We start from the raw sequence: 14,230 nt of genomic DNA on the forward strand, positions 1-14,230 counted from the left end.
CTAATTTAGTAAAAATTTAAACAAAGATCAAGTGAATTATCGGATTTATATTTAAAATTGAGTGATAATTCGCTTTGTTATCACCTACTTAATTTATATATTGACAAAAGTGCGAAAATTCCATTATGATATCCCCATGAAATGAAAGCGCTGTTATGGAGGGGATGTTATGAAAGCGACGATAGTACTTGGCGGCAACATGTATGACGATTCCACAATCGAGCATTTTCTGCAGGACGCTGCGGCGATCGGCTATGAGGGTGTTGAGATCCGCGGGGTAGGCGAGTTGAAGGATGGGCATATCCCTCAAGAGCGGGCGGAGCAAATCAAGGCGATGCTCGACAGCTACAAACTCACGCCGACGAACCTATCCTTGTTTGCCGGCGGATTTGCCTGCAATACGGAAGAGGAGAACGAGGAGGAAGTCCGCAAGTGGGCCCGCTATCTAGACTTCGCCGCAACGATTGGCTGCGGGATGATGCGCCTGAATCCGGGATTCGTTCATTCGGCTGAAGCGTCTAAGGCTGATTATGCCAAAGCGGTTCGCCGGTTCCAACAGTGTGCCGATATGGCCGGTGAACGGCATATTCGCGCCGTTATCGAAATGCATCACGGCACATTGTGCGATACGGCGGATGCATCGATCGCTTTCCTCGAGAGCGTAGGGCGGAGCAATGTCGGTCTGATCCTGGATCCGGTGAATCTGTATCAAGTGCCGACTGAATACGGGATATCAACCATTGAACGGTTAAAGCCTTATCTGTTCAACGTCCATATCAAGGACATCGTTGAGCTGAAGGGCTCCGAATACCCTTGGGCATTCGGATACAGCGATTATGTGCCGCATATCGGCAGGTACCATCGGGTGATCCCCAAGTCATGCAGCGAGGAAGAACGTTACTTCTGTCATCGTCTGATCAACCAGGGCGGCATTGACTGGTATGAAGTATTCCGAGGCTTAGAGCGGATCGCCTACAGCGGTTATCTCACGATCGAGAGCGTCAGTAAGCCGGGCTCGGATCTGCCTGCCCACACGGAGCTTGCCCGCCAATGCTACAACGACTTGCAGCATTTGCTGCAAATTACGGCAGATAAAGGAGTGCTACGGTGAAGTGATGCAGAACCCAAACCCTATATCCTTCTCGCTGTTCGTGAAGCATTGGAATGACAAATCAGTGCCGGAGCTGGGTGCCTTCGTCAAAGCCGTCGGCTTCGATGGCATAGAACTGCCGATCCGCGCCGGGTTTCATGTCGAGCCTGGCACCGCGCACCGAACGCTTCCCGCACTTGCGGCACAGCTCGCACAGCAGGACATCCGCATCTTCAGCGTTGCGGCATCGCCGGAGGAACCGGTATTCGCCGCATGTGAAGAAGCTGGCGTTCCTCTTATCCGCATCATGGTAAGTATTGAATCGGACGGCTATAAGGCGACGGAGGAGAGGACGAAGCGCAAGCTGGAAGAGCTCGCTCCGCTTTGTGAGAAATATGGCGTCAAGATCGGCGTGCAGCCGCACTACGGCAACTATATCAACGATTCCAACGGTGTTATGCGTTTACTCGAGAACATCCGCCCGGAATCTGCAGGCGTCGTGTGGGATGCGGCGCATGATGCCTTCGCCGGGCAGCAGCCGGAATATGGACTCGATATCGTATGGACCCATCTCGCGATGGTTAATTTGAAGAATGGCTTTTTCGTCCGCAGCAATGGACCCGAAGCCGAATCGGCGGAATGGAAGCGCCATTTCACAACAGGCAGACATGGTATGGCGCAATGGCCGCGCATCGTCCGCGTTTTGAAGGAACGGATGTATAGCGGGGTGATCTGTTTAACGGCGGAATACACGGATTTGGCTCACAAGGACCGTTACATCGCCGAAGATCTCGCTTACGCCAAGTCGCTCTGGAACGAATAACCGTTTAAGTAAGTTGATCCGATTCATGAAGGAGGTGTATCCGATGGCAGCTCAAAATGAATGGCAATTAACCGGGTTAACGCAGTCCGCACCGAAGAGCAGATTCAAGCGTGTTATGTACAGTCTCAGAAGAGATAAGTTTCTGTATGCCTTAATTGCCCCGGGCGTATTGTTCTTCCTGATTTTCAAGTATGTACCGATGTGGGGCATCATCATCGCCTTCCAAGACTACTCGCCTTATATGGGCGTCATGGGCAGCGAGTGGGTCGGTCTCGAGCATTTCATCCGCTTCTTCTCCAACCCGGATTTCTACTTGCTGTTCCGCAATACGCTGGCGATCAGCGTGCTGAATCTTGTCTTCTTTTTCCCGCTGCCGATTCTGCTGTCACTGCTGCTGAACGAGCTGCGCAATGCCGTTTATAAGAAATGGATTCAATCCATCGTCTATATGCCGCATTTCTTATCCTGGGTAATAATCGCCGGCATTACGTTCTTGCTGCTATCGCAATCGTCGGGTATTTTGAACAAAATGCTGGTCGAGCTGGGATTCCCCAAATACGACTTTCTCACGAACGAGAATAATTTCTGGGCGCTTCTGACGATCCAAAATATTTGGAAAGAAACAGGGTGGGGGACGATCATTTTCCTGGCGGCAATTGCCGGCGTAGATCCCCAGCTCTATGAGGCGGCCAAAATGGATGGGGCGAACCGCTTGCGCCAGGCTTGGCACGTCACGCTTCCTGCGATTCGCAGCGTCATCGTCGTTCTATTCATCTTAAGGCTTGGCCACATCATGGATGTGGGATTCGAGCAAGTGTTCCTGATGATGAACGGCGCCGTATCCAATGTGGCAGATGTCTTCGAAACTTACGTATACCGCATCGGTATCCAACAGGGACAATTCAGCTTTAGTACCGCTGTCGGTTTATTCAAATCCGTTATCGGATTCCTTCTAGTGATTGCCGCCAACAAGCTGGCCAAACGGTTCGGCGAAGAAGGGGTTTACTAATCTCCCGGTGAAGGGGTGAGAGGAATGAAGCGAAGTCTAGGCACTCGCCTGTTCGATACGGCGAATGTGATTCTTCTGGCTATGATTGCGATCATTACACTATTCCCGCTGTACTATGTATTTGTCGTCTCTTTTACGGATCCGGTTGAGTATATCCAGAAGCAGGGTTTCATTTTATTTCCGGCACATTGGAGCTTCGATTCCTACAAATATTTGTTATCGACGTCAGCCTTCAAGAACGCGACGCTGGTCAGCGGGTTCCTGGCTACGGTCGGTACCGCGTTAAGTCTGGTCATTACTTCTGCACTTGCTTATGGCTTGTCACGAAAAAGATTGATGGGCCGCAGAGTGCTCATGCTGATGATTCTCGTTACCCTCTTGTTCAGCCCGGGCCTCATACCTCCGTACCTACTCGTTCGCGATCTGGGCTTGATCAATAGCATTTGGTCGCTGATTATCCCGGTGCTGACCAGCGGATGGTACGTGCTTCTGATGAAAAGCTTCTTCGACAGCATTCCCGTAGAGCTGGAGGAATCTGCGGTGATCGACGGCACGACGGATATCGGGGTGTTTTTCCGCATCGTCCTGCCGCTGTCGCTGCCTGCGCTTGCCGCCTTCGGATTGTTCTATGCTGTCGCGTACTGGAACACCTTCTTTCATGCGGTATTGTACATCAACGATCATGTCAAATGGCCGCTGCAGCTCGTGCTTCGCAACATGCTGATCGACTCGTCCACCCAAGCGGGGGGAACGGCGGCGGCCGAGATGATGGCGGAACAAAACATCCCTACCGAAACTTTGAAAATGGCTGCCGTCGTTATCGCTACGATACCGATCCTATGCGTTTATCCGTTCCTGCAGAAGCATTTTGCCAAAGGTGTGATGCTCGGTTCGGTGAAAGGATAATCATTAATGCCTAATAATGAGGAGGGTTACTATGAGGGGCAAGACTAGGGTGACATTACGCAGTTTGGTGCCATCGTCCGTTGCCGTCATGATGCTGACGTCAATACTTTCCGCCTGCTCCGGGACGTCCGGGTCCCAAGGTGCAAGCGGTACTGCGAAGGATGAGAAGCCGACGGAAATCAGCATTTTCACGGAGTTCAGTACGCCGGAGCCTCCGGGAGCAGACAACCCGGTGACGAAGGAATTCGAGAAACGCACGAATACGAAGCTGAACATCATGTGGACTTCACCGAATGCATGGGAGGAGAAGCAGAACGTGCTGCTTGCCTCCGGAGATATGCCGGATCTGATGAAGATCAAAGATATGAAGCAGGTTCAAGCGATCAATTTGATCAAGCAGGGAGCCTTCTGGGATTTGGGGCCTTATTTGAAAGATTACAAGAACTTGTACGCATATCCGCAAGAAATTATGGATTTGGTGAAAGTGAACGGTAAACAGTATATTCTGCCTTCCGTTCGCCCGCTGCAAGGCGGAAGTTTCTTTAATATCCGTAAAGACTGGTTGGATAACGTCGGTTTGCCGATGCCGCAAACGATGGATGATTTCTATAACGCGCTGAAAGCTTTCACGGAGAAAGATCCGGATAAAAACGGTAAAAACGACACCTATGGGTATAACGGTAAAGATTGGGGAAAGGTTCTCGATATTTTCAACAAAAGCAACGGGAAATGGAAAGATGTGAACGGCAAGCTGGTGGATACCGATATGGAGCCAGGAACAAGAGACGGGCTTCTCTATTTGAACAAAATGTTCAAGGAGAAAATCATTCCGGAAGATTTCGCTGTCATGAAAACGACGGATTATGAGAACATGGCCAAAGCCGGCAAAGTCGGCGTTCAACCGGACACGACGGAAGGCGTCTTCCGCGCTACGGAGGGCGCGCAGAAGCTCGATCCGAAGGCCGATTTCGTCGCGATGACTTATTTGGAAGGGCCGAACGGTAAAATGGTTCACACGTCCAGCGGATTTGCCGGACTCTACTTGATCCCGAAAAAAGTGCCGGAAGCCAAAATGAAGAAAATTCTGGCGCTCATGGATTACGGCGCGTCTGAGGAAGGCTTTGAGCTCGCGTGTTATGGACTCAAGGATATTCATTTCACCGTTGTTGACGGGTTCAAAACGACGACGGAACAAGCTGTCAAGGACAGCGTTTCGCAGAGCTCGTTCGGTAAAATTTTCGAAAAATACGATCCGTACCTGTGGGCTTACCGCGTAGGCATGCCGAAAGCGATGTTCGAACGCAATAAGAAGATCGTTGACGATCGCGCCAATTATGGCATATCGGATGTTTCCATCGGCTTGATGTCCGATACCGATCTGAAAATGGGTCCTGATTTCAAAAAGAAAATGGACGATATGAAAATTAAAGTGATTATGGGGAAAGAGCCGATCGAGTCATGGGATGCCCTGGTCAAATCGATGAAAGCGGACGCGAACTATACCAAAATGGTTGAGGAGTTCAATCAAGCGTACCAGACTAGAAAAAACAGCAAATAACATAAAAGGAGTGGGGGAGTTCCATGCCAGCAAAATTAAGATTGGCTGTTGTCGGATTAGGACGCGTCTCCAAGTCACACCTTCCGGCGGTACGAGAACTGTCCGGCAAAGTTGAGCTGGCTGCGCTGGTATCGCGCGACGCTGCCAAAGCGGAGCAGGAAGCATCGCAATGGGAGGGTGTCAAGGTCTACACGTCGTATGAGGATGCGCTGCAAGATCCGAATATCGATGCTTGCCTGCTGCTGCTGCCCCATGATCTTCACGCCGAATATGCGATACAAGCGCTTCGAGCCGGCAAGCATGTGCTTGTCGAGAAGCCGATGGCGATGAATGTGCAAGAGGCTGAAGCGATGGTTGCTGCCGCCGAAGCAAGCAGCGCTGTGCTGATGATCGGGCAGAGCCGCCGATTTCATCAGCCAGTAGTTGAGTCCATACGGCGGGTCAGAGCCAATGAGATCGGCAGTCTCATTAATATCAATGCGCTGCTGCTGGCTCATATGGATAAGCCTGCTACAGATTGGTGGAAGGATGAATCCAAGATCGGCGGTTTTATTATCCCGCTCTGGGGCAGTCATATTCTGGACTATATCCTATGGGCGTACGATAAAATGCCGGTTGCGGTTTATGCGCAAGGGCTTTCGAATAATCCGAATTGGAGCGGTGAGGATGAGGTGGCGATATCGCTGAATTTCGGAGAGGGTCAAATGGCCAATCTGCTCATGTCCTTCAATGCCGGCGCGCGTGCCACCGATGAGGAAGGCTTGACAGGCAAACGGATCTGGTCGACGCAGAACAGTATCTATGACCGGTACTTGATCGGTTCCAACGGCATGATGCATCTTAAAGATGAGTACGAGCTAACGGTAAATGGGGAAAAGCAGGCGGAGTGCGAGCGCTCGAATGCGAATTTCAACTGGCAGCTGGAGGAGTTCGCCGATGCGATTCGGGAAGGGCGGGAACCGCTTGCTTCCGGTAGAGAAATCATCCGCGTGATGAAGGTGATCGACGCCTGCTTCGAATCGATGCGTACAGATAAGGTCATTGCGCTTCAATAAGAGCTTGGGAAGGGTGAGGTGATTCACATGAAAAAGAAAGCGTTAGTGCTCTCGCCGGAGTCGCGCTTGAAAGAAGTATGTTCCGCCAAATGCCGGGCGCTGCTGAATGAGCATTTCGATGTAACCTGGAATGAGACCGGCAAAGATTACAGCAAGGAAGAACTGGCTGCCCTCGTTAGCGACGCAGAGGTCATCTTCACAAGCTGGGGATCGCCAAGCTTGAGCGAAGAAGCTTTGGACCGTGCGGCCAAGCTGTGCGCCGTCGGACATGCAGCCGGCACCGTGAAATCGCTCGTGCCGAAGCGGATTTTCGGCCGTGGGGTGCGGGTATTCTCTGCAGCGCCACGCATTGCCTTGAGCGTCGGCGAATATTGTCTTGCCGCACTGCTCGCTACCCTGCGGTATCTGCCGGTGCTGGACGCATCGCTCCGGAACGGCGGGTGGAGAGAGCTGGGGCTGAAAGGCAGGGAGTTGACCGGCAGCACGATCGGTATCATTTCAGCCAGCTCCACGGCTCGTGCTTTTATGAAATTGTTAGCTCCGTTCCAGGTGAATGTGCTCGTCTATGACCCGTATTTGTCGGAAGAGGCGGCAGCCCGACTTCAGGTGAAACGCGCGACGCTGGAGGAGGTTATGAGCTGTTCCATCATTTCAGTGCATGCGCCCAAGGTTCCTGCCACAGACCGGATGCTGACGCGCGAGCTGTTGGCGCGCATACCCGACGGTGCCATCTTCATGAACTCGTCGCGTGCGGCCGTCGTCGAAGAGGAACCTTTCCTGCAAGAGCTGGCTAGCGGCCGGTTCTATGCCATCCTTGACGTGTTCGAGAAGGAACCGCTGCAGACCGACAGCCTTTTGCGTTCCTTGCCCAACGTATTGTTGACCCCGCATATCGCCGGGGCATCCGTGCAAGGTCATCTAAGCTTGATGGAAGAGGTCGTGCAGGATGTGATCCGTGCTTTCAATAATGAAACGACCAGCTACGAAGTAAGCGAGCGCATGTGGGAAGTCATGGCGTAAAATGAGGATTTGCGGAAGGAGATCGCGACATGGTTAGAAAAATGTCCGTTCCGCCAATGGCATTGGTGGACGCCGAAGGACCAGGCACCCAGCTGTGTGCTGTCATGGATGCTATTGGTGAGATTAGTGTGAAACGTGCTTTAATCCCGGAACCGAAGGAAGGCGAAGTCCGGGTCAAAGTGAAATGGGTCGGCATTTGCGGAAGCGACGTCGAAGTGTTCCGTGGTGCCCGTGAGCCGGAGTTTATTTCGTACCCGACAAGGCTGGGACATGAAGTGGCGGGGGTGATCGATAAAGTCGGTCCGAATGTCATCGGCGTCAAAGAAGGCGATCATGTTGCCTTGCGTTATGTTTGGGGAGCTTTCGCCGAATATGTTTGCTGTACGCCGTTCTCCCTGAAGGTGCTGCCGAAGAGTCTGCCATTGATCGAGGGCTCCTTAATCGAAGTGCTTCCCGGCATCATTCATGCTGCGGAATTGGGAGACATTTCTCCGAATAAAAATGTATTGATTACCGGGCAAGGTGTAAGCGGTCTGGTGATGACGCAAGTGGTGAGCATGTTCTCTCCGAGAAATCTGGTCGTCACCGATTTGTTCGATGAGAAGCTGGCGCTCGCGCGGAAATACGGGGCCACGCACACGTACAAAATGCCGCATGAGCAGGCAAATACGATGGATATCGTCGGTGCCGATTTCCCGGATGGATTCGACGTTGTGATTCCTTGCTTACTGGAAGGCGCCGGAATGGTCGATGCGATTAACGCTGCAGCGCAGAATGGGCGCATTGTCATGTATGGCTGCATCGGCACCTGCCATGAGCCGGTCGATTTCTTCAAAGTCCACAAGAAGCGTTTGGACATTTTCTCAACGGAGCCTAAGCGGGATATCGACAACCGGCGATATTTCGATGAGGGCCTGCGGCTTGTGCTGGACGGCTTGGTCAACACCGAGGAGATGATCACGCACGTCGTCCCGCTTGCCGAGATCGCTAGGGCGTTCCAACTCAGGAACGAGCATAAAGGGGATACGATTCACGTCATGGTTGATTGTGATGTGAAGTAGGAGAGGGGCTGCCTAGGGGCAGCTCTTTTTTAATTGAAGGGCGCTGACGGTTATTTGAATACCAGTCAGCGCGTTAGACGTTTAACGGACACCACAGCCGTTAATGCGGCGACAAGCAGCCTGTCCGGATTCTAACGGACACCACGGCTGCTATTTGCCGTTTTTTGGCGGAAATGCCCCGATTTTGGGCAAATAGGTGCGCCTGTGTCCGTTAGAGTCGGCGAGCGGCATGGGACCGCTGAATAGCGTCGCCTGTGTCCGTTAGAATCGCTGAACGGCTGGAGCGCACCCCGGTGAGCTGTGCCCATAGGCGGCACGGCAGTTCCGCCCATCGCGCGAGGCGTTCTAACGGAGCACAGCCGTTCCGCTCATTACGAGGCGTTCTAACGGACACCACGGCTGTATAGAGGCTGCTATGCCCGGCAGCATAGGAGAGTCCCCAAGGCCGCCCTCCTAAAATGAAAATTTTGGCATACGACCCCCTGAAATCGACACGTTTCGACGAAACGATATAGGAGTTATGCAAAGGAGTGAATCACAATGGAATTAAATTACAAGCGCTTCATACAGAATCAAATCGAAAGAGCAAAGTCGACCGCTTCCGAATTCATTTCTTCCAGAAGTGAGGAACAAGAGGAAGCCTTCATAGAACTCGAATTGGAAAATTACATGGAACTAAAGACGATCGCCGATAGGCAGCACACAAGCGTGGACGCAATTGTGAATGGAATCATAGCTCAATATCTGACAAGTGATCCTTACGAACCAACTCCGATCTCGGTAGATCAAAAGGAAGATAACCCGCTTCTATATTTGGATGGCCTTTGCAAACTATAGGATAAGGAGTGCTGATTTTGGATAACCACATGAATATTCAGGATGCAATTTTTCTGGACCAAACGGCTCTAGCCGCATTAATGAATCCTGATGATCCCCGCTATGCGAAAGCTCGTTCTCTATTCCTTGATTTGCATGATCTGGAACGTAATTATGTTACGACTAATTCTATTATTTTCGAGCTGCATGAGTGGCTTCGCAATGAATACAGCTATCAGCAGGCGGAATATTTCTTGAATGCCATCGACAAAGCCGTGAGTAAGGGCCGATTGACACTCATCTCCAGCGGTCCGGAATTCGAGGGGGAATCGCGCCGGCTGCTGATCGATAGACCCGAGCTCCGGTTCTCGCTTAGTGAAGCATTCACAGCTGTGACCATGTCCTACTATCAAGTCAAACGCATTTTTACTTTTAACCGCAATTTCTTGATGCTATCCACGTTGGATAAGAACATACGCCTTATTCCTTCCAATCATTGACAGGCGAATTTAATGTGTGTTAGCATGGTTGTAATTGATGAGGACGGAGGGGTTACGTGTGGTAAATTAATTCTTTGATTTTCTTTGCACAGTATAGGTAATAGCGGGTTAAGGCTATTTGTGTGTATAGGAATCGAAGAATGGTTTGCCTGCACGGTGACCATGTTCAGTGAACGGCGACTGGAGGACAGGACATGTTGCTGATCCCCATTTTCGAATGGACTGAACGCAGAGTAAATTGAAGCGAGCTGGAAGACCCAGACGGAGAGAGCCGGTAACGCTCTCTATCAGGGGATCGATCCGCTGGTTCAATTTATCGCTGATATCGATACTGTAAACACAGGCCAATGACCTGTGTTTTTTATTTTTCTAATGGAGGTAATGGGAATGAACGAAAGGCTGATATACAAAGACGGCATTGAAATATGTAGCGAGCATTTCGGAGATCGCAAGGATCCTGCCATTCTATTAATCATGGGAGCTCAGTCTTCGCTGATTTGGTGGGAAGAGGAATTCTGCCAGCGTCTGGCGGACGCGGGGCGTTTCGTCATTCGCTACGATAACCGTGATGTTGGGCGCTCCACGACTTACGAGCCCGGGCAGCCGGACTATACTTTCGAAGATATGGCGGATGATGCGATTCGTGTGCTGGATGCTTATGAAATCGAGCAAGCACATCTCGTTGGTATGTCATTGGGCGGAATGCTGTCGCAAATGGTAGCCCTTCGGCATCCGGCGAGAGTACGTACACTTACGTTAATCGCAACATCGAATTTTGCTGCAGGGCTTCCGCCGATGGAGGATAAGATTATTGATTTTTTCTCGAATGTGCAAGCCATAGATTGGACGGACGAAGAATCGGTCATTGATTTTGCGATTGCCAGATCCCGTATTTTAGTTGGTTCCAAGCACCCTTTTGATGAGAAGAAAGTTTATAGACTGGCCCAAGAAGACTTTAGGAGAAGCAGCCGTATGGCTAGCATCAATAATCACGGTCTGCTTGCAGGCGGTGAAGCTTATTTGGCTAGGACGGGAGAGATCGAAGCACCTGCTCTGGTTATTCACGGGACCGAAGATCCTATTATCCCATATGAGCATGGGTTGAATCTGGTTAACGAGATTCCTGGAGCGGTACTACACACATTAGAAGGCGTGGGTCATGAGATGCATGCAGATGATTGGGAGAGCATCATTGATCATATAGTCAATCATACTTTGACTACCCGCAAATAAAGATCAATCAAGGGGGCTGATGCGTAAAGCGGAGGCTCCCTTTGTCACATGCTGGAGAAGTCAAGTCATACTGAACAAACAACCCGGGTATAATAACCACTTAAAAAATGTGGAGGAGCCCGTATGAACAAACTCGTACTCGTTACCGCTGCAGCCATCTCGTTATGTGCTCTAGTGATCCCGTATAGTGTACAAGCAGACGTACCCTTGCCGTGCAGCTCCGTTATGGAGCCTGTCAATGGTGCTAATGTTAACGAGAAAGGGGTTTTTCTGGTTAATAAAGTTAAACGGACGCCGAGTTTTCCCCGCACCAGTATCAGCATTCTTGCCAATGATCTCCCCGTCCCGTCTTCCTTCGGAGAATATGACCGGTATGAAGGATTCGCTTTCATTCCCAATGAGATTAGCTGGCGATTTCCCTTGTATCCGGTGCCTGAATCGGGCGGAATAACTTGGGCTGGCAGGTTCGACGAAATCACAGCCGATCTTGCGAATAGTCAAGTGGAGGTCCGGCTTTCGGATTCGAAGTCTGGGAAGCTGGGTCCTGCGGTATTAGAGCGCAGCATGAATGCTTGTAAGTAAAGCAAGAACTTCTTTCTGTGAGAGAGGCGGGGGAGCGAGCGAAGTGGAGTTCGACGAACGCGGTTTTAAAGTGCTAGGTGAGACGAGCAGGATATAGCGCGGCGGGACTAAAACGGTGGGAGGTGCAGCAACACTGTTATAAGCTGTCCGCGGCGGAAGATCGATCACGATGCGCCGATCGGGTGCCGTTCATGGCTTCCTGAGCAAAGCGCGCCATTCATCGATACGAAGCGACTTCAGTCGATTCTCTTCAACTTGTACGTCGAAATACTCCTGACAGGTCGGGTCCGCATCCAGTATGAAATGCTCGACATTTCTCGCTTGCGCTTCGCTCGAGGCGGTCGCATGACCCATGTCGGGAATTTGTACTCCTTGCGATTCATCACGTACTTCTCCACAAGCAGGCCGGCTTGCTCCGCGAGGGACTGCCACTCCGCAACGGATAGGCACCGAACATGACTCGTGTCACGCATAGCTTCGAATGTATTCATAAAATGACCGAGCGCAGCATCGGCAGGAGCGACGTTATCGATTAGCACGAATTTGCCGCCCGGTTTAAGTGCACGAGCCGCTTCTTGGAGAAATAAGTGCGGATGGGGGAAGTGATGAGCGGCGATACGGCAAGTGACGGCATCGAACGAATGATCGAGAAAAGGAAGCTGTTCCGCATCAGCCACAACGTAGGTTACATTGTCGCACTGCGACTGCTTCAGATGGTTGGCGGCTGCAACCAGCATGGGACGCGTCAGATCCGTGGCAATGACGTGATGGACATGGCCAGACAGCTGTTTGGCCACGTGACCGCCGCCTGTAGCGATGTCCAGGACATGCCACGTGTTCTCAGGTGCAAGCCAATTCACGAGCAGCTCGAGATCGTCACCTTTGGCGTGGATATCACTCGTCACATACTTGTCTGCATGTTTGCCGAATTGCTCCTGAACATGCTGTTTAATGGACTTCTCGTTGTTCATAAGGAACACCTCCGTATCGATTGGCCTTAGTCTTGGCGATTGGATTTCTCTCTATCTTTATTGTAATGAGGATCAAAGCAAGCAGACCTGCGATCACGAAGAGAAGAAACCATCCTTTTGCGAAACGGCCGATTTCCATCATCGCCATCATCGCTATGGTAGGCAGAAGCGGCTCACCATAGGCCTTCCACCAGTTTAACGCAAATTTCTCATGATAATAAAATCCGATCATCGTCAGAGCCGATACCGCCCAGCCTCCGGTATAAATCCAAACGGCAAGCAAAGGGCTCTTAGCTGCGACCATAGGGACAAAAATAACGACGAAAATTCCTGCGGCAATCATCACCCAAAATGTCGATTTCGTCTTGCCGATACCTGCCATGATACTACCGCCTAATCGTCCGACGGAAGAGAAGAGAACCCCTAAGGCCATTAAGCGGATATACGCAGCGGAATCGCCCGTCGAATATTCCTTGCCGAACAGAAATCCATTAATTTGATCAGGGTATAAACAAATGATTCCTGTAAGCGGGTACAGCAAAAGGTTGTTATAGCGGATGCAGCTCGTACCGCGCTGCTTGCTTTCATCCACATCCTGAGCGCTCTCTGCGACAAAAGGCAAAGTGACGATCATGAAGGCCCAGGTGATAATGCCGATGAAGCCGGTGATGCGAAACCCGTTCGCCAAGTAACCTACGGCCAGGACGGAGCTGGAGCCTACCATCATGACGAGAAAAGGCTGCTGGAACGCTTTCGCTATGTTGCCGGCCCAGGATGGAAGCCCATAAGCAAGCATGTTTTTGATCTCTTGGATGGGAAGCGGACCGAACCATTGCGGTTTATGCACACGTTCAACTTTGATACAAATAATAAAGGCTGTCAGGAATGCCCCTACGCCCATCCAAAGCGAGATGTTTTCGAGTAAATTCATATTTCCACGCGGTAAAAGCACACCCAGAACTGTCCCGAGTGTAGACAGAGCGGTCGTAATGACCATGAAGAACGCCTGCTTACCGAAATCGCGGTTGCCGGAGAAGGAAGCGACGCCAATATTAAGAATGGAGTTAAAAATAAACATGATCGAGCATAGCATCAAGGCCCCGCGCAGCTCCGGCAATTGATAGTAATTCGCTAATAGCGGAGCAAGGGCGCAAAGCAACACGCCGATGAATAAGCTGAACACGGTGCTGCCAATTAAGGCAACGCGGAAATTCGTTTGAACCGCTTCCAAAGGTCTGCGCGAGAACGTATACACTAAGGAAGAATTGAATCCGAAATTGAGAAAAAGCGAGATCATACCGAATATTTGCAGCAGCAGATTGACTTCACCGAACTTATCGGGATCGCCGAGCTGCCTGGCGAGCACGATGCTGCCTACGGTTTGCACCATTTGGTTAATAAAGAGTCCGAGACCGATGATGGATACATTTCGAAGCAAAAAAACCTGTGTATCCGTTAGTTTGAAACGGCGGGTTTGCATGGGGATTACCCCTTTTCCATGGATTGGGTCACAAGCTGACATCCAAAGCGTATCAGACGCTAGATGGAATGACAAACCACAAAAATAAAGAAATACGGAGAAAAAGAAAGATATTCCTTGCATAGG

At 50.9% G+C, this 14,230-nt stretch carries 14 protein-coding genes; 12 read left to right on the plus strand and 2 right to left on the minus strand.

The window, feature by feature from the left end; all coding sequences use genetic code 11:
- Window positions 1–169 precede the first annotated feature (169 nt).
- The 12 genes from J2X61_RS08570 to J2X61_RS08625 all read left to right on the plus strand — a co-directional run bounded on the left by J2X61_RS08570 (window position 170) and on the right by J2X61_RS08625 (window position 11,653).
- Entirely contained in the window at window positions 170–1,111 is a 942-nt protein-coding gene (locus J2X61_RS08570; protein ID WP_274468892.1) for a sugar phosphate isomerase/epimerase family protein, read from the plus strand.
- Window positions 1,112–1,115: 4 nt separating this feature from the next.
- Window positions 1,116–1,913 (plus strand): sugar phosphate isomerase/epimerase family protein, encoded by a 798-nt coding sequence (locus J2X61_RS08575; protein WP_310187408.1) that lies wholly within the window; start codon window positions 1,116–1,118, stop codon window positions 1,911–1,913.
- A gap of 115 nt (window positions 1,914–2,028) precedes the next feature.
- Window positions 2,029–2,922: an ABC transporter permease gene (locus tag J2X61_RS08580; protein ID WP_396135419.1), complete on the plus strand. Its 894-nt coding sequence runs from the start codon at window positions 2,029–2,031 to the stop codon at window positions 2,920–2,922.
- 24 nt (window positions 2,923–2,946) lie between these two features.
- Window positions 2,947–3,828: a carbohydrate ABC transporter permease gene (locus J2X61_RS08585; protein WP_274468895.1), complete on the plus strand. Its 882-nt coding sequence runs from the start codon at window positions 2,947–2,949 to the stop codon at window positions 3,826–3,828.
- A 49-nt stretch (window positions 3,829–3,877) separates the two neighbouring features.
- A complete protein-coding gene (locus J2X61_RS08590; RefSeq protein ID WP_310187328.1) occupies window positions 3,878–5,386 on the plus strand; it encodes a type 2 periplasmic-binding domain-containing protein in 1,509 nt (502 codons plus the stop codon).
- Window positions 5,387–5,409: 23 nt separating this feature from the next.
- Window positions 5,410–6,441: a Gfo/Idh/MocA family protein gene (locus J2X61_RS08595; RefSeq protein ID WP_310187331.1), complete on the plus strand. Its 1,032-nt coding sequence runs from the start codon at window positions 5,410–5,412 to the stop codon at window positions 6,439–6,441.
- A 27-nt stretch (window positions 6,442–6,468) separates the two neighbouring features.
- Window positions 6,469–7,461, plus strand: a complete 993-nt coding sequence (locus J2X61_RS08600) for a hydroxyacid dehydrogenase (protein ID WP_310187333.1) — start codon at window positions 6,469–6,471, stop codon at window positions 7,459–7,461.
- 29 nt (window positions 7,462–7,490) lie between these two features.
- A complete protein-coding gene (locus tag J2X61_RS08605; RefSeq protein ID WP_310187336.1) occupies window positions 7,491–8,522 on the plus strand; it encodes a zinc-dependent alcohol dehydrogenase in 1,032 nt (343 codons plus the stop codon).
- Between the two features lie 540 nt (window positions 8,523–9,062).
- On the plus strand, window positions 9,063–9,359 hold the full coding sequence (locus J2X61_RS08610) for a hypothetical protein (RefSeq protein WP_274468902.1): 297 nt from the start codon (window positions 9,063–9,065) through the stop codon (window positions 9,357–9,359).
- Window positions 9,360–9,367: 8 nt separating this feature from the next.
- On the plus strand, window positions 9,368–9,838 hold the full coding sequence (locus J2X61_RS08615; RefSeq protein WP_274468903.1) for a type II toxin-antitoxin system VapC family toxin: 471 nt from the start codon (window positions 9,368–9,370) through the stop codon (window positions 9,836–9,838).
- A 387-nt stretch (window positions 9,839–10,225) separates the two neighbouring features.
- Complete coding sequence (gene mle / locus J2X61_RS08620; RefSeq protein WP_274468904.1) at window positions 10,226–11,071, plus strand: alpha/beta fold macrolide esterase; 846 nt, start codon at window positions 10,226–10,228, stop codon at window positions 11,069–11,071.
- A 123-nt stretch (window positions 11,072–11,194) separates the two neighbouring features.
- Window positions 11,195–11,653 carry a YoqH family protein gene (locus J2X61_RS08625; RefSeq protein WP_310187337.1) on the plus strand — a complete coding sequence of 153 codons (459 nt, stop codon included), beginning with the start codon at window positions 11,195–11,197 and terminating at the stop codon, window positions 11,651–11,653.
- A gap of 236 nt (window positions 11,654–11,889) precedes the next feature.
- On the opposite strand, the gene J2X61_RS08630 is transcribed toward J2X61_RS08625, so the two are convergent.
- Together J2X61_RS08630 and J2X61_RS08635 are read right to left on the minus strand one after the other, a co-directional pair.
- Window positions 11,890–12,624: a class I SAM-dependent methyltransferase gene (locus J2X61_RS08630; RefSeq protein WP_310187338.1), complete on the minus strand. Its 735-nt coding sequence runs from the start codon at window positions 12,622–12,624 to the stop codon at window positions 11,890–11,892.
- A complete protein-coding gene (locus J2X61_RS08635) occupies window positions 12,602–14,104 on the minus strand; it encodes a lipopolysaccharide biosynthesis protein (protein WP_310187340.1) in 1,503 nt (500 codons plus the stop codon). Before J2X61_RS08635 ends, J2X61_RS08630 begins: the two co-directional genes overlap by 23 nt.
- Between the last annotated feature and the right edge of the window lie 126 nt (window positions 14,105–14,230).

Origin of the sequence: Bacillus sp. 3255 (assembly GCF_031456485.1) — a bacterium.
In the GTDB taxonomy this organism is placed as follows: domain Bacteria; phylum Bacillota; class Bacilli; order Paenibacillales; family NBRC-103111; genus Paenibacillus_E.